This is a genomic window from Gramella sp. MT6 (assembly GCF_019357415.1).
Lineage (GTDB): Bacteria > Bacteroidota > Bacteroidia > Flavobacteriales > Flavobacteriaceae > Christiangramia.
On sequence record NZ_CP048410.1, the window covers coordinates 3,084,096 to 3,107,139 of the forward strand.

General features: G+C 37.9%; 20 protein-coding genes. 9 read left to right on the forward strand and 11 right to left on the reverse strand.

The features are described 5' to 3' along the window. Positions 1–14: 14 nt before the first annotated feature. Entirely contained in the window at positions 15–767 is a 753-nt protein-coding gene (locus tag G3I01_RS13875) for an NlpC/P60 family protein (protein ID WP_219548811.1), read from the forward strand. Positions 768–848: 81 nt separating this feature from the next. Here G3I01_RS13875 and G3I01_RS13880 read toward each other — a convergent pair whose 3' ends face one another. Then, a complete protein-coding gene (locus G3I01_RS13880; RefSeq protein ID WP_219548813.1) occupies positions 849–2,087 on the reverse strand; it encodes a tetratricopeptide repeat protein in 1,239 nt (412 codons plus the stop codon). A gap of 20 nt (positions 2,088–2,107) precedes the next feature. Further along, a complete protein-coding gene (gyrA, locus tag G3I01_RS13885; RefSeq protein ID WP_219548814.1) occupies positions 2,108–4,639 on the reverse strand; it encodes a DNA gyrase subunit A in 2,532 nt (843 codons plus the stop codon). Positions 4,640–4,887: 248 nt separating this feature from the next. Here gyrA and G3I01_RS13890 point away from each other — a divergent pair, with 248 nt between their 5' ends. Both G3I01_RS13890 and G3I01_RS13895 read left to right on the forward strand, forming a co-directional pair. Beyond that, entirely contained in the window at positions 4,888–7,443 is a 2,556-nt protein-coding gene (locus G3I01_RS13890) for an ATP-dependent Clp protease ATP-binding subunit (protein ID WP_219552840.1), read from the forward strand. A gap of 114 nt (positions 7,444–7,557) precedes the next feature. Beyond that, on the forward strand, positions 7,558–7,932 hold the full coding sequence (locus tag G3I01_RS13895) for a hypothetical protein (RefSeq protein WP_219548815.1): 375 nt from the start codon (positions 7,558–7,560) through the stop codon (positions 7,930–7,932). Here the strand turns inward: G3I01_RS13895 and hutH are convergent. Together hutH and G3I01_RS13905 are read right to left on the reverse strand one after the other, a co-directional pair. Continuing rightward, the gene (gene hutH / locus G3I01_RS13900; RefSeq protein WP_219548816.1) at positions 7,929–9,434 is read right to left on the reverse strand and encodes a histidine ammonia-lyase; all 1,506 of its coding nucleotides are present in this window, start codon (positions 9,432–9,434) and stop codon (positions 7,929–7,931) included. The two genes, G3I01_RS13895 and hutH, sit on opposite strands and share 4 nt — an antisense overlap. Positions 9,435–9,527: 93 nt before the next feature. Then, on the reverse strand, positions 9,528–11,063 hold the full coding sequence (locus G3I01_RS13905; protein ID WP_219548818.1) for an NAD(P)H-hydrate dehydratase: 1,536 nt from the start codon (positions 11,061–11,063) through the stop codon (positions 9,528–9,530). A gap of 128 nt (positions 11,064–11,191) precedes the next feature. Here G3I01_RS13905 and gcvT point away from each other — a divergent pair, with 128 nt between their 5' ends. The 4 genes from gcvT (at position 11,192) to G3I01_RS13925 (ending at position 14,296) form a co-directional block, all read left to right on the forward strand. After that, the gene (gene gcvT, locus G3I01_RS13910; RefSeq protein WP_219548820.1) at positions 11,192–12,274 is read left to right on the forward strand and encodes a glycine cleavage system aminomethyltransferase GcvT; all 1,083 of its coding nucleotides are present in this window, start codon (positions 11,192–11,194) and stop codon (positions 12,272–12,274) included. A 5-nt stretch (positions 12,275–12,279) separates the two neighbouring features. Then, on the forward strand, positions 12,280–13,095 hold the full coding sequence (locus G3I01_RS13915; protein WP_219548822.1) for a sugar nucleotide-binding protein: 816 nt from the start codon (positions 12,280–12,282) through the stop codon (positions 13,093–13,095). Positions 13,096–13,181: 86 nt separating this feature from the next. Then, the gene (locus tag G3I01_RS13920) at positions 13,182–13,472 is read left to right on the forward strand and encodes a 4a-hydroxytetrahydrobiopterin dehydratase (protein WP_219548824.1); all 291 of its coding nucleotides are present in this window, start codon (positions 13,182–13,184) and stop codon (positions 13,470–13,472) included. 95 nt (positions 13,473–13,567) lie between these two features. Further along, positions 13,568–14,296, forward strand: a complete 729-nt coding sequence (locus G3I01_RS13925; protein WP_219548826.1) for a YebC/PmpR family DNA-binding transcriptional regulator — start codon at positions 13,568–13,570, stop codon at positions 14,294–14,296. Here the strand turns inward: G3I01_RS13925 and G3I01_RS13930 are convergent, their stop codons facing one another. After that, positions 14,297–14,836: a 1-acyl-sn-glycerol-3-phosphate acyltransferase gene (locus G3I01_RS13930; RefSeq protein ID WP_219548828.1), complete on the reverse strand. Its 540-nt coding sequence runs from the start codon at positions 14,834–14,836 to the stop codon at positions 14,297–14,299. It lies immediately after the preceding gene. 7 nt (positions 14,837–14,843) lie between these two features. After that, a complete protein-coding gene (locus G3I01_RS13935; RefSeq protein ID WP_219548830.1) occupies positions 14,844–16,043 on the reverse strand; it encodes a proline dehydrogenase family protein in 1,200 nt (399 codons plus the stop codon). A gap of 88 nt (positions 16,044–16,131) precedes the next feature. Between G3I01_RS13935 and aroB the strand changes: the two genes are divergently transcribed. Both aroB and G3I01_RS13945 read left to right on the forward strand, forming a co-directional pair. Then, a complete protein-coding gene (aroB, locus tag G3I01_RS13940) occupies positions 16,132–17,202 on the forward strand; it encodes a 3-dehydroquinate synthase (RefSeq protein WP_219548832.1) in 1,071 nt (356 codons plus the stop codon). 90 nt (positions 17,203–17,292) lie between these two features. Further along, the gene (locus G3I01_RS13945; protein WP_219548834.1) at positions 17,293–17,598 is read left to right on the forward strand and encodes a hypothetical protein; all 306 of its coding nucleotides are present in this window, start codon (positions 17,293–17,295) and stop codon (positions 17,596–17,598) included. 64 nt (positions 17,599–17,662) lie between these two features. On the opposite strand, the gene G3I01_RS13950 is transcribed toward G3I01_RS13945, so the two are convergent. The 5 genes from G3I01_RS13950 to G3I01_RS13970 all read right to left on the reverse strand — a co-directional run bounded on the left by G3I01_RS13950 (position 17,663) and on the right by G3I01_RS13970 (position 22,988). Beyond that, positions 17,663–18,211 (reverse strand): type 1 glutamine amidotransferase domain-containing protein, encoded by a 549-nt coding sequence (locus G3I01_RS13950; RefSeq protein ID WP_219548836.1) that lies wholly within the window; start codon positions 18,209–18,211, stop codon positions 17,663–17,665. A gap of 100 nt (positions 18,212–18,311) precedes the next feature. After that, positions 18,312–19,322 carry a YihY/virulence factor BrkB family protein gene (locus G3I01_RS13955; RefSeq protein WP_219548838.1) on the reverse strand — a complete coding sequence of 337 codons (1,011 nt, stop codon included), beginning with the start codon at positions 19,320–19,322 and terminating at the stop codon, positions 18,312–18,314. Then, positions 19,322–19,840, reverse strand: coding sequence for a DinB family protein (locus G3I01_RS13960; RefSeq protein ID WP_219548840.1), 519 nt, complete (start codon positions 19,838–19,840; stop codon positions 19,322–19,324). Before G3I01_RS13960 ends, G3I01_RS13955 begins: the two co-directional genes overlap by 1 nt. After that, positions 19,841–22,414, reverse strand: a complete 2,574-nt coding sequence (locus G3I01_RS13965) for a phosphoenolpyruvate carboxylase (protein WP_219548842.1) — start codon at positions 22,412–22,414, stop codon at positions 19,841–19,843. Between the two features lie 94 nt (positions 22,415–22,508). Further along, complete coding sequence (locus G3I01_RS13970; protein ID WP_026934463.1) at positions 22,509–22,988, reverse strand: winged helix-turn-helix transcriptional regulator; 480 nt, start codon at positions 22,986–22,988, stop codon at positions 22,509–22,511. Between the last annotated feature and the right edge of the window lie 56 nt (positions 22,989–23,044).

A 23,044-nucleotide genomic window follows, 5' to 3' on the forward strand; every position in this document is an offset into this window, starting at 1 on the left:
AATAAGATTAATTAATGCAATACGGTATTTGCCATTTAAGTATTGTACCGCTAAGGGCCGCTGCATCTCATGAAAGCGAAATGACTTCCCAACTACTGTATGGGGAGCATTTCAAGATCCTTGAAGATCGTGTTCATTGGAGCAGAATCAGGAACTCATTCGATGGGTTTGAAGCCTGGATAGACAAAAAGCAGTATAAGAAAATCGAAGAAGCTGATTATTATTCTCTTGACGAGGACGATCTTCAGCTTTCTTCAGATCTAATCGAATATATAACCGATGAAAGTGGCTTGCTAATGCCGGTTGCAATAGGGTCTGTACTAAATTTTACGGAAAATTTAGGTCACAGGTTCGAAGGTGAAAAAATAAGGCACAGGGTTTCTAGGAAAGAAAACCTAATTAATACAGCTGCCCTGTTTTTGAACTCCCCTCATATCTGGGGCGGAAAAAGTCCGTTTGGAATAGACAACAGCGGCTTCACCCAGATCGTCTACAAATTGAATGGATTTAAGATCCAGAGGAATGCTGCGGAACAGGCAAAGCAAGGAGAAGCGCTAAGTTTTATTGAAGAAAGTGAACCAGGAGATCTGGCATTTTTTGATGATAATGATGGCGTGATAGACCATGTTGGAATAATGATGAAGGATAATTACATTATTCATGTAGACGGTAAGGTGCGTGTAGATCGAATAGACCATTCAGGAATTTTTAACTCTGAATTGCGCAAGCACACTCATAAGTTAAGAGTGATCAAAAAGATCATTTAGGAAGAAAGTTTCTTTCAAATAATGGAATAAAAAAACCCGCTGAAATTCAGCGGGTTTTTATTTATAAAAGAATTACTCTTTTTACAATTTAGCTTTTAGTTCAGCTACTTTTTCCTGATTACCAAGATTTGAGTAAAGGTTCATAGCAGTCTGGATAATATCTTTATTATCTGGATCTACTTCCATCGCTTTCTCAAGATCTGGAAGAACTGCTTTATAAAGCTCCTTTCTTTCAGCATCCAGTTCGTCGTAACGAGCATTGTCCTTTTTACTCATACCAAGACCATTCATTTCGTTAATGATCTCTTTCTCTGCACTTAATTTAGCAGCGATCATATTAATTCTGGCCTCATTGTATTCAGGATCTTTCTCAAGAGCCTTTTCATAAAATTCAACAGCTTTTTCGTTATCGTTGATCTCAGCATACATTAAACCAATATTGTTAAATGTAGATGGATCTGATGGGTCTTTTGCTGCAACTTCTTCAAGGATCTCTCTTGCTTTATCCTTTTCTCCCATCTGGTAATACATGTTAGCTTCTGCTTGCAATAATCCCATATCATCTGGATTAGTTGCCTTAGCTTTATCCATCGCCGCAATCGCCTTGTCATATTGCTTCTGGCTAATGTAGATTCTAGCAATCAATTGAGCGATATCTCCTTTTTTAGAAGGAATCTTTTCAACTTCAGGATCCTTATACTGTTCGGTTTTGATCATAAGATCCATCTGTTGCTTTGAACCAAGATTTTCTCTCTCTCCAGTCTCGATGTTTACCGCAGTATAGGCTTTACCTGAACCATCATAATCAAGTTCATTCAAAGTCTCAAGATATTCAACCGCTTTGTCATAGTCTTGCGCCTGAACCATATTATTTGCCGCATAATAAAGATAAACTGTATCTTTTTTGCTCAACTCGTAACTGGTATAAAGTTTATCAGCTGCAGCTGCAAAGTTCTCTTGATTCTGATCTTCGATCGCACTTTCAATAAGACTTGTCTTTAAAGTCGATAAAGCTTCTACAGCTTCCTCGTTACCCATTTCAGCAGCTTTTTTCAAAGATTCAGCCGCAATTTTAAGGTCTTCCCCAGTAGCACTGGTTCCGTCAGCCATATATGCTTTACCTTTATATAGATAAAAGTTTTCTGTCCATTTATCATTAAGCTCACCTAAATTTGCCTCAGCAACTTTAAGCTGAGCTTTAGCTTCAGCATAGTTATTGTCTTCCAGGGCATCTTCTGCGTTTTTTACCTGGTCTTTTTGTGCGACTGCTGTCATGGTTAGAAATGACACTGCCGCCGCTGTCAAGATATTAGTTTTCATTGTTGTTTTGGTTTAAATTTTTATTCCTCACTATCATCTGCAATAGTTGTGCCATTCGCCGATTCATCACTACCTACAGGCTTTTCGGCATCCTCCATACTCTCTAAATCATCTTCATCATGTAGCACTTTAGCCACAGCAGCAATAGCGTCGTTACCTTTTAGGTTGATCAATCTAACTCCCTGGGTTGCACGGCCCATTACGCGTAAATCTTCTACAGCCATACGTATCACAATACCAGATTTGTTGATGATCATAAGGTCATCTGCGTCTGAAACATTTTTAATTGCGACAAGTTGTCCTGTTTTTTCGGTAACGGAAATTGTTTTAACCCCTTTTCCACCACGGTTGGTGATTCTATAATCTTCAAGGCTGGAACGTTTACCATAACCATTTTCTGAAACGACCAGTATATCTGAGTCAAAATCATTAACGGCGATCATTCCAACTACCTCATCATTATCATCTGCCAGGGTAATACCTCTAACTCCGGAAGCATTTCTACCCATTGGGCGGGTTTTGCTTTCTTCAAAACGAATAGCTTTACCACTCTTCACAGCTAGCATCACCTGGCTGTTTCCTGTAGTTAATTTCGCTTCAAGCAACTCATCTCCTTCTTTAATGGTGATTGCGTTAATACCATTAGTTCTTGGACGGGAGTATTTTTCAAGTCTAGTTTTCTTAACCTGACCTTTTTTTGTAGCCATGATCACAAAATGATCATTCACATACTCTTCATCCTTAAGATCCTGAGTACAAATGAATGCATTTACTTTATCATCTGGCTCAATATTGATTAAGTTCTGGATAGCTCTTCCTTTAGAAGCTTTACTTCCTTCAGGAATTTCATAAACCCTCATCCAGTAACATTTACCATTTTGAGTAAAGAATAGCATATACTGGTGGTTGGTTCCAACGAACAAGTATTCAAGGAAGTCCTCGTTTCTTGTGTTCGAACCTTTTTGACCCACCCCTCCTCTATTCTGAGTCTTATATTCTGTAAGAGATGTTCTTTTAATATAACCTGCGTGAGAAATGGTGATAACCACTCTCTCATCTGGGATCATATCTTCAATACTTAAATCTCCACCGGCGTACTCTATTTGAGAACGTCTTTCATCACCGTATTTCTCTTTAACTTCTAAAAGTTCATCTTTGATCACTTCCATTCTACGCTCCTTACGGGCAAGAATATCTTCAAGATCTTCAATGGTCTTTAAGATTTCATCATATTCCGCTCTCAACTTATCCTGCTCCAGGCCGGTAAGTTGTCTTAACCTCATTTCTACGATCGCCTTCGCCTGAACTTCGGAAAGCTCAAAGCGCTCCATCAGTTTGGTACGGGCTTCATCAGCATTAGAAGAGGCTCTAATCAATGCAATAACTTCGTCAATATTATCTGAAGCTATGATTAAACCTTCAAGAATATGAGCTCTTTCTTTAGCTTTTCTTAGTTCATACTCAGTTCGTCTTACTACAACATCATGTCTGTGTTCAACGAAGTGATAAATAAGATCCTTAAGATTAAGCATTTCCGGTCTTCCATTTACCAGTGCAATGTTATTTACACTAAAAGAAGATTGTAAGGCTGTATGCTTAAAGAGAGTATTCAGTACAATATTAGGAATGGCATCTCTTTTCAACTGATACACGATACGCATACCGTTTCTATCAGATTCATCCCTGATCAGGCTGATGCCTTCAATTTTCTTTTCATTTACAAGATCGGCCGTTTTCTTGATCATATCGGCCTTATTCACCTGGTAAGGAATTTCAGTAACTACAAGATATTCCCTTCCATTGATCTCCTCCATATGAGATTTGGCTCGCATTACAACTCTTCCTCTTCCGGTTTTGAAGGCTTCTTTAACGCCATCGTATCCATAGATAATACCACCAGTAGGAAAATCTGGTGCTTTGATATACTGGATAAGCTCATCGATCTCGATATCGTGATTATCAATGTAGGCGACGGTTCCGTCTATTACTTCAGAAAGGTTGTGAGGCGGCATATTGGTGGCCATACCTACGGCGATACCACTTGCTCCATTTACCAATAGGTTTGGAACCCTGGTTGGCATTACTACCGGTTCGCTAAGTGAATCGTCAAAGTTTAATTGGGTATCAACAGTTTCCTTATCAATATCAGCAAGCATATCCTCACTGATCTTACGCATACGCGCTTCAGTATAACGCATCGCTGCAGGACTATCACCATCAACAGATCCAAAGTTACCCTGACCATCAACAAGCATATATCTCATGCTCCAATGCTGGGCCATTCTAACCATGGTGTCATAAACAGATGAATCTCCGTGTGGGTGATACTTCCCAAGTACTTCCCCTACGATCCTCGCAGATTTTTTATAGGCTCTGTTTGAAAGAACTCCAAGCTCGTACATACCGTACAATACTCTTCTGTGAACTGGTTTTAATCCATCACGTACATCTGGTAGTGCACGTGACACAATGACCGACATCGAGTAATCGATGTAGGCTGATTTCATTTCATCTTCAATGTTGATAGGAATTAGCTTTTCTCCTTCAGCCATACTTAAAATTTTAATTTATCTCAAAAAATCTAAGGGGCAATTTACATATTTTCTCCTTCTTTAAAGGGTAACAAACACAGTCCAGCCCTTCTTTTTATTAACAAATTTTTATTGTGATTTGGTTAATAAGTTCACTATTTTACACTTGGTTTATTGAAAGTAATTTTGTCAATTAGCTACTAACACCTTGTTAGGTACAGTTTTTGTCCTAATTGGAGTGAAAATAAATATTGAGAAAGGAAGATAAAATGGATGATAATTTTTCACCAAGAGTAAAAGATGTCATTGCTTATAGTAAGGAAGAAGCATTAAGACTGGGTCACGATTTCATCGGGACAGAGCATCTTATGCTTGGTTTATTACGTGACGGTGATGGCAAGGCTATAGATATATTGAATGCATTAGAAGTAGATCTAAGTCATTTAAGACGAAAAGTCGAAATATTAAGCCCGGCTAACCCTAATACGGTTACCATTAGTAATGAAAAGCGAAACCTGCACCTAACCAGGCAGGCAGAGCGAGCATTGAAAACAACGTTCCTGGAAGCTAAATTATTCCAGAGTTCTAACATCAATACCGCTCACCTTTTGCTTTGCATTCTTAGAAACGAGAACGATCCTACAACTAAACTACTTAATAAATTGAAAATAGATTACGACGGAGTAAAAGATCAGTTTAAATATATGATCGCTAGCGATGAAGATGATTTCTCTGACAGCCCGTCGGCAGAATCTTTTTCAGACGATGATGGTGGAGATGAAACCACCAGGGAAAATCCATTTAGCGGTGGAGGAAGTACAGGAAAAACTTCGAAAAAATCCAAGACTCCGGTTCTGGATAATTTCGGAAGGGATCTTACTGCTTTAGCTGAAGCTGACAAACTTGACCCTGTTGTTGGAAGGGAAAAAGAAATTGAAAGGGTTTCACAAATACTTAGTAGAAGAAAGAAGAACAACCCTCTTCTAATTGGAGAGCCAGGAGTTGGTAAATCTGCCATTGCCGAAGGATTGGCTTTAAGAATTGTAAAGCGTAAAGTATCGAGAATTCTTTTTGATAAAAGAGTGGTCACTCTTGACCTGGCAAGCTTAGTTGCTGGAACAAAGTATCGCGGTCAGTTCGAAGAAAGAATGAAGGCTGTAATGAACGAACTTGAAAAGAATGATGATATTATCCTTTTCATTGATGAGATCCATACTATAGTAGGTGCCGGCGGTGCCACAGGTAGTCTGGATGCCAGCAATATGTTCAAACCTGCACTTGCCAGAGGTGAGATACAATGTATAGGTGCCACTACCCTGGATGAATACAGGCAGTATATCGAAAAAGATGGTGCCTTAGAAAGAAGATTTCAGAAGGTAATAGTAGAACCTACTACCGTTGAGGAAACTATAGAGATCCTGAACAACATTAAGGATAAATATGAAGATCACCATAATGTAGAGTATACAGAAGAAGCAATTCAAGCCTGTGTACATCTTACAAACAGGTATATGACTGACAGATTCCTGCCAGATAAAGCTATCGATGCACTGGATGAAGCTGGGTCCAGAGTTCATATTACCAATATTGACGTTCCTAAACAGATCCTGGAGCTGGAAAGAAAGCTGGAAGAGGTAAGGGAAAGCAAAAATTCTGTTGTTAAAAAACAGAAATATGAAGAAGCTGCAAAGTTGAGAGATGATGAAAAGAACCTTGAAAAGGAGCTTTCAATCGCACAGGAAAAGTGGGAAGAAGAATCTAAAAAACATAAGGAAACAGTTTCAGAGGACAGTGTTGCAGATGTAGTTTCAATGATGACAGGAATTCCTGTTAACAGGATAGCTCAGACAGAAAGCAATAAACTTGTTGAGTTACCTAAGAAGATAAAAGGAAAAGTTATTGGTCAGGACGAGGCCGTTGGTAAGGTTGTGAAAGCTATTCAGCGTAACCGTGCCGGTTTAAAAGATCCTAATAAGCCAATTGGATCCTTTATTTTCCTGGGACAAACAGGAGTTGGTAAGACACAGTTAGCGAAAGTACTGGCGCGTGAATTATTTGATAACGACGATGCGCTTATACGTATTGACATGAGTGAATACATGGAAAAATTCGCTGTGTCACGTTTAATTGGTGCACCTCCGGGATATGTTGGTTATGAAGAAGGCGGCCAGTTAACTGAAAAAGTACGTAGAAAACCTTACGCCGTAATTCTGCTTGATGAGGTCGAAAAGGCCCATCCAGATGTTTTCAACATGTTGCTTCAGGTATTAGATGATGGTTATTTAACTGACAGTCTTGGTAGAAAAATAGACTTCAGAAATACTATCATTATCATGACCTCGAACATTGGAGCGAGAAAACTTAAAGATTTTGGACAAGGTGTTGGATTTGGAACTGCTGCTCAGAAATCTCAGGTAGATGATAACGCTCGAAGCGTAATTGAAAATGCCTTGAAAAAAGCATTCGCTCCTGAATTCTTAAATAGAATTGATGACGTTGTGATCTTCAATAGCCTTGAAAGAGAAGATATTCATAAGATCATTGATATTGAACTTGAGAAACTCTTCGATAGAATTCAGGGTCTTGGTTATGATCTTAAGCTTTCAGATAAAGCGAAAGATTTCATCGCAGAAAAAGGATTCGATAAGCAATATGGAGCGCGTCCATTGAACAGGGCGATTCAGAAATATATCGAAGATGCTCTTGCTGAAGAGATCATTAGCTCCAAATTAAAAGACGGAGATAAGATAATAATGGATCTAGACGAAGAGAAAAAAGAGTTGACGATAGATATTCAAAAATCGATCAAAGAAACTGAGTCTTAATCTCTTATAAATACAATTTGCAAAGCCACTTTTTTCAAAGTGGCTTTTTTAATAAAATCTTTTCTCCCAATACATTAATTATTCTAAATTAGCGCAAAACAGGCCCTACAACAAATGTTAAAGAACGAGATAAAACTTGATTTTGGGACAGCGTATATCCATGAGAATATCCTGATCGCTAAACTTAATGAAGGTGTTCTTTTTGATGTGGATTCCAATCAAAAGTTATTAGATCTCGGCGCAGAAATCTTTAATGGAAAAAATTACGGATATATCTCACATCGTGTTAATTCTTACGCCGTAGATCCTATGGTCTATTTTGAATCTGCGAACGCCACGAATCTTCGAGCCATTGCCGTAGTGAGCGAAAATGAAATGACACGCCGAAACGCTGAAGAAGTTGAAAAGAAATTCTATAAAGACAATAGCTGTTTTGAAGTATTTCAAACTTTGGAAGAAGCGGTAACCTGGATAAAAACCAGGATCTAATCAAGAAAATCTTCTATTTCCATATTATCGATAAATTCTTTGGCTTTTTTAATGTAAGGCGCCATGGTTCTATCCTCGGTTAATACAGGAACCTCTTTTCTGAAACTTTCAATTACATTACTAAGCGTTTCTGAAGTTTTGGCAGGCTCTCTAAAATGCATCGCCTGTGAAGCATTAAAAAGTTCTATAGCAAGCACCGAATTTAAATTCTCCACCACCTTAAGCAGTTTGGTAGCACTATTGGCTCCCATACTCACATGATCTTCCTGTCCATTGGAGGATACAATAGAATCTACAGATGCTGGAGTAGATAATTGTTTATTCTGACTTACGATACTTGCTGCGGTATATTGAGGGATCATGAATCCACTGTTCAGGCCTGGGTTCTCAACCAGGAAATTAGGAAGTCCGCGTAAACCTGAAACCAGTTGGTATATCCTTCTTTCAGAAATGTTGGCAAGTTCAGAAAGTGCGATCGCCAGGTAATCTAAACCTAATGCAAGAGGCTGACCATGGAAGTTTCCTCCCGAAATGATCTTATCTGCTTCAATAAAAATATTAGGATTATCAGTCACCGAATTGATCTCGGTTTTTATCGTTTTTCGAACAAAAGATAAGGTATCCTTCGACGCTCCATGAACCTGCGGAATACATCTAAAAGAATACGGATCCTGCACATTGTCCTTTTCAGATTCTGCTATAGCGCTTCCTTCCAGAAAACTCCTTACTCTTTCAGCTGTTTTAACCTGTCCCCTGTGCGGCCTTACTAAATGAACCAGTTCATCAAACGGAGATAAATTACAATCAAAAGCATCTAAAGAAATTGCTCCGATAAGATCTGCCATGTAAGAGAGTTTATATGCTTTTAACAGAGCATACACTCCCTGAGCACTCATAAACTGCGTACCGTTTAGCAAAGCCAATCCTTCTTTACTCTGAAGTTTTACCGGCTCCCAATTCATCTTTTCCAGTAATTCCCCACCAGATATTACATTACCTTCAAAATAAACTTCTCCATCACCAATCAATGGTAAAGCAAGATGTGCCAAAGGCGCAAGATCACCGGAAGCTCCTAATGACCCCTGTTCATAGATAACGGGTAGTATGTTATTATTATAAAATTCTATAAGGCGCTCCACTGTTTCCAACGCAACTCCTGAATTTCCATAACTCAGGGATTGTATCTTCAAAAGAAGCATGAGTTTTATTACAGTCTTTGAAACCTTATCTCCCGTTCCACAGGCATGTGATCTTACCAGGTTTTCCTGTAATTCAGTAAGTTTCTCTGAAGTGATCTTAACATTACACAGTGCCCCAAAACCTGTATTTATACCATAAACCGGTCTGTCACTTTCCTTAATTTTGTTATTCAGATATTCCCGGGATTTAATAATATTCAATCGGGATTCATCACTTAGAGCAAGTTTTCTATCATTTTTTAAAATGTCATGAATTACTTCAAGATCTAAAACTGCGGAGCTTATATAGTGATGATTTTGCATTTTCTAAAATAGGTTTATGGATTGCAAAAATCTTATTTCAGGAATAAGATTCCAAATAAAAGGGATCACAAATAATAATAATTTCAACAATTCTTAATTTCCTTCCGAATCTTTCATCTCATTTCTAAATAGATTCTTTACGGCTATACCTATATTATTAGCTATATCACCTGCCAGCAGACTTTCATATCCCAATTCAGATGCGGCGATATCACCCGAAAGCCCATGAAGAAAAACTCCCAGTATTGCAGCCGATAACGGTTCATAAGATTGACCTATTAAAGATGTTATCACACCAGATAATACATCCCCACTTCCCGCAGTAGCCATTCCAGGATTCCCGGAATTATTTACATAGACTTCTTCATTTTTGATAGTAAAAGTGTGCGCCCCTTTCACTACGAGTACAACATTATAGCGCTTGCTAAAATCTTTAGCCTTATCCAGCTTTTCAAAATCATCACTCCAGTCCCCTATTAACCTTTTTAATTCCCCAGGATGTGGCGTAAGAACAGAGTTTTTAGGTAAGAAATCCAAAAGCTTCCTATTTTTTGATAATATATTAAGACCGTCTGCATCAATTACAACTGGAGACTTTACAGTATGCAACATGTCTTTTAAAGCTTCTACCGCTTTTTGGGAAGTACCAGCTCCCATTCCAAAACAAACAACATCTGCTTCAAAATTTTCAGGATAACTACTCAACTGCTCATTATCCCTGTCTGTTAATACCATTGCTTCAGGCAAACCGGTTTGAACTATATTATATCCGCATTTTGGAATATACAGACTACATAAGCCAGTGCCAGTTTTTAGAGCCGCAGTCGCTGTAAGCAAAACACTACCAATTTTTCCGTAGCTGCCACCAACTATAAGGGCGTGACCATAATCCCCTTTATGAGAATTGATTTTTCTTGGTTTGTAAATACTGGCAGCTTCAATTTTTCCAATCAAATGATTCATAGAACTAATTTGACCAAGATGTTCCCGGTCTAATCCAATATCCAGTATTTGCAGATCACCAACATAATCCATGGTTTCAGGTAAAAAGAAAACGAGTTTTGGCGCCTGGAAACTAAGGGTGAAATCGGCTTCGATCACCGCTGCGTCTTTACCGGGTACTTTGTCTGAAAATAATCCACTAGGCATATCTATAGCCAATGTAAATGCCTTTGAATCATTTATTGATTTAACCAGTTTAGCGACCCAGCCTTCTATTGGCCGGTTGAGCCCGATCCCAAACATGGCATCTATAACAAAATCTCCGGTATTGATATCCGGAAAATTCTCTTCGCTTTTAATTAATTGTGGCCAGTCATTAGTAATATTTTTGAGTTTCTCATAATTCGCCAGAAAGTCATCAGACCTTTTATCGCTATAATTAACTACATAGACCGTCACATGATAACCATGCTGAATCAAATGTCTTGCGATCACCAATCCATCCCCTCCATTATTTCCAATCCCACAAAAGATCTTAATTGGGATGGGAGCACCATTTAGTCGGTTATGAATTTCATTAAAAACCAGGGTAGCTGCCCGCTCCATTAATTCTTCAGAAGTTATATCCTGTTTCTTGATGGTAATTTTGTCGGCTTCGGAAAGCTGCTCTGCAGTAAGTATTTTCATAAATATCTAATTCTTGAACTTATCTCCTATAAACTTAAGAATACATATTAAATATAAATCCATAAAAAGGCCAAATAAATATTGTATTCTTCCTGAATTGAATAAATTTGCGCAAATTTTTGAAAATAATGAAAGAAATAGCCCTGTCTGAAAAGCACAAAGAATTAAACGCCAAAATGGTTCCATTCGCCGGTTTCAACATGCCCGTATCCTACGAAGGCGTGAATATTGAACACGAAACAGTAAGGAAGGATCTAGGAGTATTTGACGTTTCTCACATGGGTGAATTTCTAATTTCCGGGGAACATGCATTAGACCTGATCCAGAGAATAAGCTCCAATGACGCATCCAAATTGGTAGATGGGAAAGCACAGTATTCCTGTATGCCAAATAATGAAGGTGGAATTGTGGACGATCTTATCATTTACCGAATAGATGCTGAAAAATATTTGTTAGTTGTAAATGCTTCTAACATAGAAAAAGACTGGAACTGGATCGCACATCACAACACCATGGATGCTACCATGCGTGACTTGAGTGACGATATGTCTCTATTGGCAATACAAGGACCAAAAGCTGCTGAAGCAATGCAATCGCTCACAGATATAGATCTTGCGAATATGAAGTTCTATACTTTTGAAGTAGGAACTTTCGCAGGTGTAGAAAAAGTGATCGTTTCGGCAACAGGGTATACCGGAAGTGGAGGTTTCGAGATCTATTTCAAAAATGAGGATGCCGAGCAGATATGGGATGAAGTGATGAAGGCCGGAAAAGATTTTGGAATTAAACCTATTGGTCTTGCGGCAAGAGACACTTTGCGACTGGAAATGGGATATTGCCTTTACGGTAATGATATAGATGATACTACTTCACCTATAGAGGCTGGCCTTGGCTGGATCACCAAATTCAATAAGGATTTTATAAATAGTGAAGAGCTTAAAAAACAGAAGGAAGACGGGCCTAAGCGAAAATTAGTTGCTTTTGAACTGGATGAAAGAGGAATTCCTCGTCAGGGTTATGATATCGTAGACGAGAATGGTAAGAAAATTGGAGAAGTAACTTCGGGCACCATGTCCCCTTCCCTTGAAAAAGGAATAGGTTTGGGATATGTACCATCTGATATTGCAGGCGTGGGAAATAAGGTTTCTATTCAAATACGTAAAAAAGCGGTTTCTGCAACTCAGGTAAAATTGCCCTTTTATAAAGGATAATTTATTTGAAACGAATACTCATTTTAGGAGCTAGCGGATTTATAGGCAACGCCTTATATAAAGAGCTATGCTCCTATTTTGATACTCACGGTACTTATCATACAGAGAATGATTTTTTTGAGAGCAACCATCAGTTTCACCATTTTGACATGGAAACTGAAAATATCGAGATCCTTCTTGAAAATTTGAAACCTAATGTGATCATTTCTGCCTTAAGAGGTGATTTTGATGCGCAGGTTGTCACGCATTTTTCTATTATCAACCACATATTAAAGTACAATTCGAAACTTATTTTTATAAGCTCTGCGAATGTTTTTGATGCCTTTACAAATTTCCCATCATACGAATACGATAAAACCTTAAGCCAGAGTATTTATGGCAGGTTCAAGATCAAAATAGAAAATGCACTGCTAAGATTACCTAACCATAATTATAATATTGTTAGGCTGCCGATGGTTTTTGGAAAAGCTTCGCCCAGGATCAAACAGATAAAAACGATCATCGATCTGGGTGAACCGCTTGAAGTATTCCCTAATGTTGTGATAAATGCAACTGAGATCCTGAAGGTGACCCAGCAATTTCACTATATCATCAACAGGAATAAACAGGGAGTTTTTCATCTTGGAAGTACAGACCTGGTTCATCAAAGAGATTTTATAAGCGACATTTGCGAAGGTCTCGGTTATGAGAATCCGCTTTTCAAGAATGTCTATGATTCCAACTATGATCGTTTTCTGGCGGTTTTACCAAAAGATAACAAACTACCCAGGAACCTACAGATAACAATAAGCCAGGTTGTAGAGGCTTCTACGAAACTATAGCTGTTAATCTTATAATAAAGGAGTCAATTTGCCTTCCATTTCACTGCTTAATTTCTAACTTTAAGAGAAACCAAAAGATTTAAGCAATGAAAAAATTAAGCGAAGACGAAATTCATGATAAATTAAATGACTTTGATGGCTGGACTTATGCCAAAGGAGCTATTCATACCTCCTTCCAGTTTGAAAATTTTAAGGAAGCCTTCACTGTAATGACCAGGATAGCTTTTGAAGCTGAAGCTCAACAACATCACCCTAACTGGGGAAATGTCTATAATCAATTAGAGATATCCCTATCCAGTCACGATGCAGATGGGGTAACCGAAAAGGATTTCAAACTTGCCCGCACTATCGAAGATATTATTGAAGCCACAGGCTGATCTTAATTATTTTTATAAAAACATCAGCTCCTGATTTTACAATGTGAATTAGGAGCTTTTTTTATATTTTTGCCCGAATCTAATTTTATTGAACAATGGGAAGAGCATTCGAATTTCGAAAAGCACGTAAAATGAAACGTTGGTCTGCAATGTCCAAAGCCTTTACCAGAATTGGGAAGGATATAGTAATGGCAGTTAAAGAAGGTGGACCAGATCCCGATACTAACGCCAAGCTGCGTGCCGTAATTCAAAATGCGAAAAGCGTGAACATGCCAAAGGATAATGTTGAACGCGCCATTAAACGCGCTTCAGATAAATCCCAGGGAGATTATAAGATCGTGCTTTTTGAAGGCTATGCACCTCATGGAATTGCGGTATTGGTAGAGACAGCGACAGATAATAATAATCGTACCGTAGCGAATATCCGTTCACATTTCAACAAATGCGATGGTAACCTCGGAACTTCTGGATCTGTTGAATTCATGTTCGATCATACCTGTAATTTCAGGATCAATTCTGAAGGGCTTGACCCGGAAGAACTGGAACTGGAATTAATAGATTTTGGAGCCGAAGAAGTTTTTGAGGACGAAGATGGAATACATATTTATGCGCCTTTTGAATATTTTGGAGCGATCCAGAAAGAACTTGAAAATCGCGAAATAGAGATCCTTTCTTCTGGTTTCGAAAGAATTCCGCAGGTAACTAAATCCCTGAATGAGGAACAAACTGCAGATGTAGAAAAGTTACTTGAAAAGTTAGAAGAAGATGATGACGTACAAAACGTTTATCATACTATGGAAGCCTCTGAGGAAGCTGAAGATTAATTAAAAGTTCTCAGGGATCTTCCCCTGAACACCATCATAAAAACTGAAAATCTCAGTATAATCTTTTTCAAAATCTCCGGTTGGCCAATAGGCATCGGAGATTTTTACTTTTTTAGTACCATAGTCAAAGGCCACCCTTATAATTGGGACTTCAGCCTTTAAAGCGATATAATAGAAACCTGTTCTCCATTTATCGGTTTTTTGCCTGGTCCCTTCAGGAGACATCGCTAATCTAAAGATGTCCTTTTCTTTAAAGATCTGTGCAATGGCGTCCACTTTGTTCTTATTTCCGCTACGGTCAATCGGCGAACCTCCTACCATTTTAAAATACCAACCAAAGGGAGGTTTAAAAAGTTCTTTTTTACCCACAAAGTTTATCTGGATATCCATGACCTTACGCACCAGGATTCCGATAAGAAAATCATATGAACTCGTATGCGGTGCAACTATAAAGACGCACTTCTTTATCGCCGGATCAAAATTACTCTCGAGCTTCCAGCCGAGGATCTTATAAAAGATAACTTTTGCTATCCGCCGCATGTGTTAATTATTCGCGGTGATGTTTCGTAGATTTATCACCTTTACGCCTTTTCTTTTCCTCGCGTAACAAACCAAGTTCCCTACCGGTTTGACCTTTTACAGAAGTATTTTCCTGGGCTCTTCTTAACAAATATGGAACAACATCTCGAACCGGGCCAAATGGAACCAGTTTTACCGCGTTATATCCCTTCCTCGCTAAGTTGTAGCTAATATGGTCACTCATACCGTATAACTGGCTAAACCATATTCTTTTATCATCTAAGGAAAGTCCTTTATCTTCCATGATCTGAAGCGCCAAATAGCTGCTTACCTCGTTATGTGTCCCTATAAAGACAGAAATATCTTCTAAATGATTAAGGCAATACGACATCACACTATTGAAGTTAACATCAGTGGCCTCCTTACTTTCACAAATTGGAGAAGGATATCCTAGCTTCTTTGCACGAGCATTTTCTTTTTCCATATAGGCGCCACGCACAATTTTGGCTCCTACCTTAAAGCCTTCCTGTTTTCCTTTTTCATGCAGGCTTTTTAAATAATCCAGCCTGTCCCATCGGTAACACTGCAGTGTATTAAAAATAAGGACTTCCTCCTTATTATATTTCCTCATCATTTCTTCCATGAGATCATCTGCGGCCGTCTGCATCCAAGTTTCCTCACCATCGGCATAAAGTCTCACTCCAAGTTCATTAGCGCGATTACAAAGAGTATCTACTCTTTTCTTTACTCTCTCCCACTCTTCTTTCTCTTCATCTGTAAGATTTATCTTCTCACTCACCTTTTCCCAGATCTCAAATCTACCAATCCCCGTTGGCTTGAACATCGCGAAAGTTACTTCATCACTCTTTTTAGCATATTCAATAAGACTCAGCTTTTTTTCCATGGCAGAATCAAACTCTTCCTCGGTCTCTTTTCCCTCTACTGAATAATCCAAAATACTATGAAGGTTCTCATCATACATTTCTTTAGTCACCGGTTTACAATCTTCTTCAGTAACTCCTCCACAGAACTGTTCAAAAATTGTCTTTTTGATAAGTGTCTCTACAGGTAAATGTAATTTTAAAGATAATTTAGTTAGTGCTGTCCCGGCCTTAACCAAAGATGAATAATTCATCATACTGAATAAAAATATCGCTCTATCCAATTCAGTATTAGACTTAAGCTTAAAAGCTGATTTAGTGTTATTGAATATTTTCTTATTTATCATTTCGCGCTATTAATCGAGCAAATATAATTATTGAAGTTGATAAAATTCAATAATTCTATTTAATTTCCCCCGCACAAATCTTAATGAAATGAACGATTTAACGGCATCTTTAAATCCTGTGCTTTATGCTGAAAATGGATATGAAAAACTGAATGCTTTTATAAATTCTGAAAAGCCTTCAAAAATTTTCATTCTGGTAGATAGCAACACCCATTCTTTTTGTCTTTCCAGGTTTCTTCAGAAAATTGGAACAGATATCATCACTGAAGTGATCGAGATCGAAGCTGGTGAGGAATTTAAAAATCTTCAAACCTGTGAAGGAGTGTGGAATGCCTTATCTGAGCTGGAAGCAGACCGAAAAAGCCTGGTGATAAATCTTGGGGGTGGCGTAGTGACCGATCTTGGCGGATTTGTAGCCTCAACTTTTAAAAGAGGCATCCAGTTTATTAATGTACCCACTACCCTTTTATCTATGGTGGATGCTTCAGTTGGTGGTAAGACCGGGGTTGATCTAGGTAATTTAAAAAATCAGATTGGGGTTATAATTCAACCGGAAATGGTTCTGATAGATTCGGACTACCTGGAAACACTTTCACCGCAGGAAATGAGAAGTGGCCTTGCCGAAATTCTTAAACATGGATTGATCGCTAATGAAAATTACTGGAATAAAGTGACCAACCTGGCCGAACTGGACCTTTCAGACCTCGATGAAATCATTAAAGATTCAGTAGATATCAAAGCCGAGATCGTTAAAAAAGACCCGTTTGAAAAGAACATACGCAAAACACTTAATTATGGTCATACCCTGGGACACGCAATTGAATCTTATTGCCTTACCCATCCTGAAAAGAACAAACTTCTTCATGGAGAGGCCATTGCTGCAGGAATGATCCTGGAGAGCTATATTTCTCATAAACTTGAGGATTTCCCTGAAGCCAAACTTCAGCAAATAAACGAGGTCATAAAAAAAATGTATGGTAAAGAGGAATTTTCTAATGAAGATATCTCCCGGATAAAAGACCTGATGAAATTCGATAAAAAGAACGAAAGAGGTAATATTAACTTCGTGCTTCTAAAAGATATCGGAGAACCATTAATTGACATTATCGTACCCAACGATGTTATAGACAAGGCCTTTGAATATTATTTAACCAATTGATTTTTAATTGTTTAAATTTTTAAATATTTCGTTATTATGTTTTGCTTGTAATTTGATTTTTTATTTATACTTGCATAAACCAATTACACTATGAAAAGGATAATCGTAGATTATAAAAAGCTTACTCCCGAAATATTAAGCATGTTAGTGGACAAGTATCCTGATGGCTATGATGATGACCAGGTGATCTCATTCAAGAATGCCAAAAATGAAACTGTAGATGCGATCGAAGTACGTACAGATGACACTATCTATCTGGTAAAAGTGAGCACCCGCCTGGAAAGCACTATGGCCAATTTTGATGAGGATGATTATGATGATTCAGATTATAATGACCCAATAGTGGACATCCCTGAAAAAGACGATGAAGATCTTGATGAAGATTCCGATAAATAATTAGATATAAAAAAAGGAGCGTAAAAAACGCTCCTTTTTTCTTTCTAGCAATTTTTATAAAATCTTAGGCATGTTGCAGATCATGTTTACCTTCCTTGATCTCTTCAATTACTTTTGCATTAAAAGCTGGAAGATCATCTGGATTTCTACTGGTAACAAATGCTTCATCCACAACTACTTCTTCATCTACCCAAAGCGCTCCGGCATTTTCGACATCTTTCCTAATAGAATTGAAAGAGGTCATTGTTCTACCTTTCACTACTTCAGCACTAATGAGCGTCCATGGTGCATGGCAAATAGCGCCTACCGGTTTACTTTGCTTAAAGAAGTCTCTAACGAAAATAAGTGCAGATTCTTCCCGTCTTAAATTATCTGGATTTATAACTCCTCCAGGTAATACCAGCGCATTATAATCTTTGGCTGAAACTTCATCGAGGCTGTAATCTACGTCATATTCTTTTCCCCAATTATCCTTATCCCAGGATTTGATCTTTCCTTTTTTAAGGCTTACAATATCAACTTTAAATCCTTCTTTCTCCATTGCTTCTTTTGGAGAGGCCAACTCACTTTCTTCAAATCCATCTGTGGCCAAAATTGCAATTCTCTTTTCCATAATAAAATTTTAATTTTTGGTTCATTCAAAGATAGGGAGCAACTACGGGAAAGTATATTAAGACCCTACTAAAACTAGCGGCACTTAAGTTAAACCTTTATTAAGACTGGGGTTTGTCATTTTCTGAATCCTCTTTCTCATCGATATCCAAATGAGACTTCAACCTATCCAGAATATGCTTTTCATCCTTGATCTCCATTTTGCGCTGTTCCAGTTTTTCCATCTCCTGGTAAATTGCCGGCTCCCCAAATCTATTAGGAACTACTTTTTCTTTTTTCAGCAAGGCGTATTGAACGGTGAATTCGGCACCAAAGAATAATATCAAACAGGTAAAATAGACCCACAGCAATATTAATACTACAGATGAAGCCCCACCATATACAGAACCTGGAGAGCTTTGCCCAAAGTAAAAACTAATTGCAGATTCTCCTAACAGAAACAAAACTGCGGTTAAGGCAGCACCTACGTAAGTGGTCTTTATCCTGATCTTAATATCTGGAAGAAGTTTGAAAATAGCCGCAAAAAGAGTGGTGATTATTATAAATGAAAGGCCATAATTAGCAAAAGTGATCATCAATTCGGTAATATCGGGGAAGAAATTCTCCACCTGCCCAGCCAGCATTTTCAATAAGGCAGAAATTACCATGGCGATAAGTAGTAACAACCCAAGAACAAATACCATCCCCAGTGAAATCACCCGGTCGAGGACTAATCTAAGGAAGTTGGTCTTTTTAGCAGCAACATTCCATATATTGTTCATCGCAATTTTAAGCTGAAAAAACACCCCGGTTGCCCCGAATATCAGCATAGCTAATCCAAAGATCAGAGCTAGTGTAGAATCCTGGCTGAGAGCCGCATTCTCTATCATAGACTCCACGGCATTCGCCGTATCTTCACCTATGAATTCTGATATTTCCCCGGTAAGGCGCCCTTGTACAGCCTCCCTTCCAAAAAAATAACCAGCAATACTAACAACGATGATGAGCAAAGATGGTAGCGAAAACAAAGCATAATATGCAATGGTTGCACTTTTTGCATAAGCTCCATTCTTTTCCCAGCTTAAATAGGATTTTTTTAAAAGTTTCAGGAATATTTTAATGCCTTTCCACATTAAAGATACCTGTTGCTAATAACGTCCTTATGGTGTTTCGCATGGCCAACCATAATAAACCCAATAGCCCTTGGAGAGGTATTTACATCATTCATATTTCCTGTAATCTTAAGCATGGTCTCAGTAAAGTTTTTAAATAGAAAAATCCCTGAAGTTCTTACCGCTTTAAATTCTTCAATCAAGTCTGCTGAATTTCTATGCTCTGCACCAGAATTTAAAACATAAAGATCCTGATCAAATCCAGGCAGGGCTTTTTGTTCGTTTCTTGCAAAGCATAATGCCCTGTACTGGAAAATTCGTTCAGTATCAATGATATGCTGCAACAAATCCAGCAAACTCCATTTATCAGGCTGGTACCGGTGACTCCATTTGTCTGAAGGTATACCTTTGAAGAATTCCAACATCTCTTCAGTGTTATCCTGAAGAGACGGAAGGAGTTCTGCGTCACTATCTAACCTATCGATATATCCGGAATAGAATTCACCGAATTCTCCTTTGGTCAATTGTGATTTTTTCATTTAAGCTGAATTTCTACTTGCATTAATATTACCGTATAAAGACCTGGTCACAATCTTTTCATAGATCTCAAGTTTCTCTTCGGTACCTGATGGCTGTTTATTTAACTGCTGAATGGTCCTTAAGGCATGTTGCTGTATCGTTAATAATGGCAACACTATACGTTCCCTTGCTTCGATTGAAGCTTTACCTGCAGGCTGGTTTTGCATTAGTTTATCATAACCCGTAACCTTAAGCAACATCTTTTTAGAACGTTCGAACTCCTCATGTATCAGTTGCCAGAATTCACCAAACTCCTCATCATTTTTCATATATGCAGTTAAAGGAAAGAATGACTTGGTAAGACTCATCATACTATTTTCCAGCAGAGTCCTGAAAAATTCAGAGTTATTATAAAGTTGCTTCACCTTATCAAACTGCCCTTCTTTCTCAAGTTTTTCCATCGCCGTTCCAACTCCAAAGAATCCGGGAACATTTTGTTTTAACTGGCTCCAGCTACCTACAAAAGGAATTGCCCGCAAGTCTGAAAGATTCAGCTCTGCAGATTTATTACGTTTAGAAGGCCTACTTCCAATATTGGTCTTAGCATAATATTTAAGAGTACTCATTTTTTCCAGATACGGAATAAACCTCGGATGCTTTTTGAAATTCGTGTAGGTCTCATAACTGATCTCAGCAAGTTCGGTCATGGTCTTTCTGTCCTCATCTTTCAATTCATTCTTACCATTGCTGAAGATCTCGTTCGACACCCCAGAACTTAATAATTGCTCAAGATTGTAAGCACACGAATCTTTTGTTCCGAAATTAGAACTAATGGTTTGTCCCTGAACCGTCAGCTGTATTTCTTCGTTCTCTATAGATGGCCCTAAAGAAGCATAAAATTGGTGAGTTTTACCTCCACCTCTAGCCGGTGGTCCACCTCTACCATCAAAGAAAACTACTTTAATGCCATATTCCCTTGATATTTTGGTAAGAGCCTCTTTTGCTTTAAAAATACTCCAGTTTGCCATTAAATAACCACCATCCTTAGTACCGTCACTAAAACCAAGCATTATTGTTTGCTTATTTCCTCTTCTTTCCAGGTGTTCTTTATAAACCGGATTGGTATATAAAGTTTCCATCACATTATGTGCGTCCTGAAGATCTGGAACTGTTTCGAATAATGGCACAACATCTACTGTTGGATGCTCCCACCCCGTCATTCTGATAAAGGCAAACGGCTGAAGAACACCCTGCGGACTACCACAGTTACTAATGATATACCTATTAGCACCTGGTTCACCACTTTTCTCCTGAATTTCCTGCATGGCATATATTGAGGAAATAGTAGCTTTACCCATACCTTCCTCAAATTCTTCAGGATCAAGTTTTCCTTTTACCGTGCTCAATATCTCGATCTGCTTCTTATCATCTAGCTCATTGAAATTGGAAGGAATCAATTCGGGTTTCATTTTGCTGATTTCATCCAGAACTTCCTGGTGAATACTTGAATCCTGACGGATATCCAGCGTTGCAAAATGATAACCAAAAAGATTAACCTTATTGATCATATCGTTTACTTCATCAATAAACAATGACTGATGTTTTTCTTCAAGTATATTCTTGATCTGATTGAATTTGCGCTTCAAGTCTTCAAGTGGAAGTTTAATGCTTCCAGATCTTGATACAGCCGAATCATATAATCCTTTTTCGATCTCAGCCATTAGCTCATGTACTTCTCTAAAAGTCAATCTTCTCTTCAATTCACGTACATCACGATAATAATTCAGAAGTATGGTTCTTCTTAATCTTTTCGCTACCCTAAGAGTAATATCTGTAGTAACAAAAGGATTCCCATCACGGTCACCACCTGGCCAGAAACCAAGATTTATAACCTGATTCCCTACATCTTCACCATCAAAAATATTTTGTTGAATATAATTATGGATCTTACTGGCACTCTGATAAAATACATTCTCAAAATACCATATTAAATTTACCGCTTCATCATATGGAGTAGGCTTCTCTTTTTTGAAAAATGGAGTTTTACCTAATTGAGCAAGCAATTGTTTGATCCTTACAAGGTCATTTTTTCTAATTGCATGATCCAGATCTGTAATGATCCCTAGAACTGTTCCAGGATAAAATTGTGTTGGATGAGCAGTAAGCGTAGGCCTAACTTTAAATCTTTTAAGGTACTCCTTTAACTCCTCCACCTTTTGTTTAGCCTCGGCCTCTTCTTTTACACTTCTTAAAGTACCACGACCATCCATATTGTTAACTATAGAAAATGAAGCATCTTCTATTGCGTCAAAAAGAACAACCTGTCTTTCTATATATTGAATAAATCTGAAAAGAAGATCTATTTTTTCCTCCTCAGTCGGGTTTTCGCCATATTTATCAAAAAAACGCTCTACAATTTGGGAAGGATTCTCATTGTTTTGGAATCCAGCTTCACATATTTCCTGAAACAAAGGAAGCAAGGCTCCTGTTTTTTTGATCTCGTCGTATGGAAGGGTTAAGAATATACTATTATAAACCTGGTACTTCGCAAGCACGTTATCATTGAATCTATCTAATCTGGGTTCTCTGTGCATAATCAATTTTTAGGGTGGTCAATTTTTTTAAATTTATAAAAAAACCCTTTAAACAAAACAGTCTAAAGGGCCTTTAATAAAAGTTTAGGACTGTTTACATGTCTTTAAAAATAGAATGCATCAATCGCTTTTTGTCGTTTATACTCTCCTCTAAAGAGATCATAGTTTCTGTTCGGTAAACACCTTCGATATCATCTAATTGAAAGATGATTTCTTTAGCATGTTGAGTGTTCTTTGCTCGGATTTTACAAAACACATTGAATTTGCCTGTGGTAACGTGAGCTACCGTGACAAATGGGATCTCGTTGATTCTCTCAAGTACAAATTTGGTTTGAGATGTATTTTTTAGAAAAACACCTACGTAAGCGATGAAGGCGTATCCTAATTTCTTGTAATCCAGGGTCAAAGAAGAGCCAATGATAATTCCGGCTTCTTCCATTTTCTTAACTCTCACATGAACGGTACCTGCAGAAATAAGAAGTTTTTTGGCAATATCTGTAAATGGTGTCCTAGTATTCTCGATGAGCATGTCAAGAATCTGGTGGTCTGTTTCGTCTAATTTAAACTTGGCCATTTTAAAAGTTCTTTTTTTTAATGAACTTCAAAATTAATACAAAATCATTGAATTAT

Bases quoted from the DNA above. Each gene is read 5' to 3' on its own strand.
- G3I01_RS13875 (WP_219548811.1), top strand. From the start codon at position 15: ATGCAATACGGTATTTGCCATTTAAGTATTGTACCGCTAAGGGCCGCT.
- G3I01_RS13880 (WP_219548813.1), bottom strand. From the start codon at position 2,087: ATGAAAACTAATATCTTGACAGCGGCGGCAGTGTCATTTCTAACCATG.
- gyrA (WP_219548814.1), bottom strand. From the start codon at position 4,639: ATGGCTGAAGGAGAAAAGCTAATTCCTATCAACATTGAAGATGAAATG.
- G3I01_RS13890 (WP_219552840.1), top strand. From the start codon at position 4,888: ATGGATGATAATTTTTCACCAAGAGTAAAAGATGTCATTGCTTATAGT.
- G3I01_RS13895 (WP_219548815.1), top strand. From the start codon at position 7,558: ATGTTAAAGAACGAGATAAAACTTGATTTTGGGACAGCGTATATCCAT.
- hutH (WP_219548816.1), bottom strand. From the start codon at position 9,434: ATGCAAAATCATCACTATATAAGCTCCGCAGTTTTAGATCTTGAAGTA.
- G3I01_RS13905 (WP_219548818.1), bottom strand. From the start codon at position 11,063: ATGAAAATACTTACTGCAGAGCAGCTTTCCGAAGCCGACAAAATTACC.
- gcvT (WP_219548820.1), top strand. From the start codon at position 11,192: ATGAAAGAAATAGCCCTGTCTGAAAAGCACAAAGAATTAAACGCCAAA.
- G3I01_RS13920 (WP_219548824.1), top strand. From the start codon at position 13,182: ATGAAAAAATTAAGCGAAGACGAAATTCATGATAAATTAAATGACTTT.
- G3I01_RS13925 (WP_219548826.1), top strand. From the start codon at position 13,568: ATGGGAAGAGCATTCGAATTTCGAAAAGCACGTAAAATGAAACGTTGG.
- G3I01_RS13930 (WP_219548828.1), bottom strand. From the start codon at position 14,836: ATGCGGCGGATAGCAAAAGTTATCTTTTATAAGATCCTCGGCTGGAAG.
- G3I01_RS13935 (WP_219548830.1), bottom strand. From the start codon at position 16,043: ATGATAAATAAGAAAATATTCAATAACACTAAATCAGCTTTTAAGCTT.
- aroB (WP_219548832.1), top strand. From the start codon at position 16,132: ATGAACGATTTAACGGCATCTTTAAATCCTGTGCTTTATGCTGAAAAT.
- G3I01_RS13945 (WP_219548834.1), top strand. From the start codon at position 17,293: ATGAAAAGGATAATCGTAGATTATAAAAAGCTTACTCCCGAAATATTA.
- G3I01_RS13950 (WP_219548836.1), bottom strand. From the start codon at position 18,211: ATGGAAAAGAGAATTGCAATTTTGGCCACAGATGGATTTGAAGAAAGT.
- G3I01_RS13955 (WP_219548838.1), bottom strand. From the start codon at position 19,322: ATGTGGAAAGGCATTAAAATATTCCTGAAACTTTTAAAAAAATCCTAT.
- G3I01_RS13960 (WP_219548840.1), bottom strand. From the start codon at position 19,840: ATGAAAAAATCACAATTGACCAAAGGAGAATTCGGTGAATTCTATTCC.
- G3I01_RS13965 (WP_219548842.1), bottom strand. From the start codon at position 22,414: ATGCACAGAGAACCCAGATTAGATAGATTCAATGATAACGTGCTTGCG.
- G3I01_RS13970 (WP_026934463.1), bottom strand. From the start codon at position 22,988: ATGGCCAAGTTTAAATTAGACGAAACAGACCACCAGATTCTTGACATG.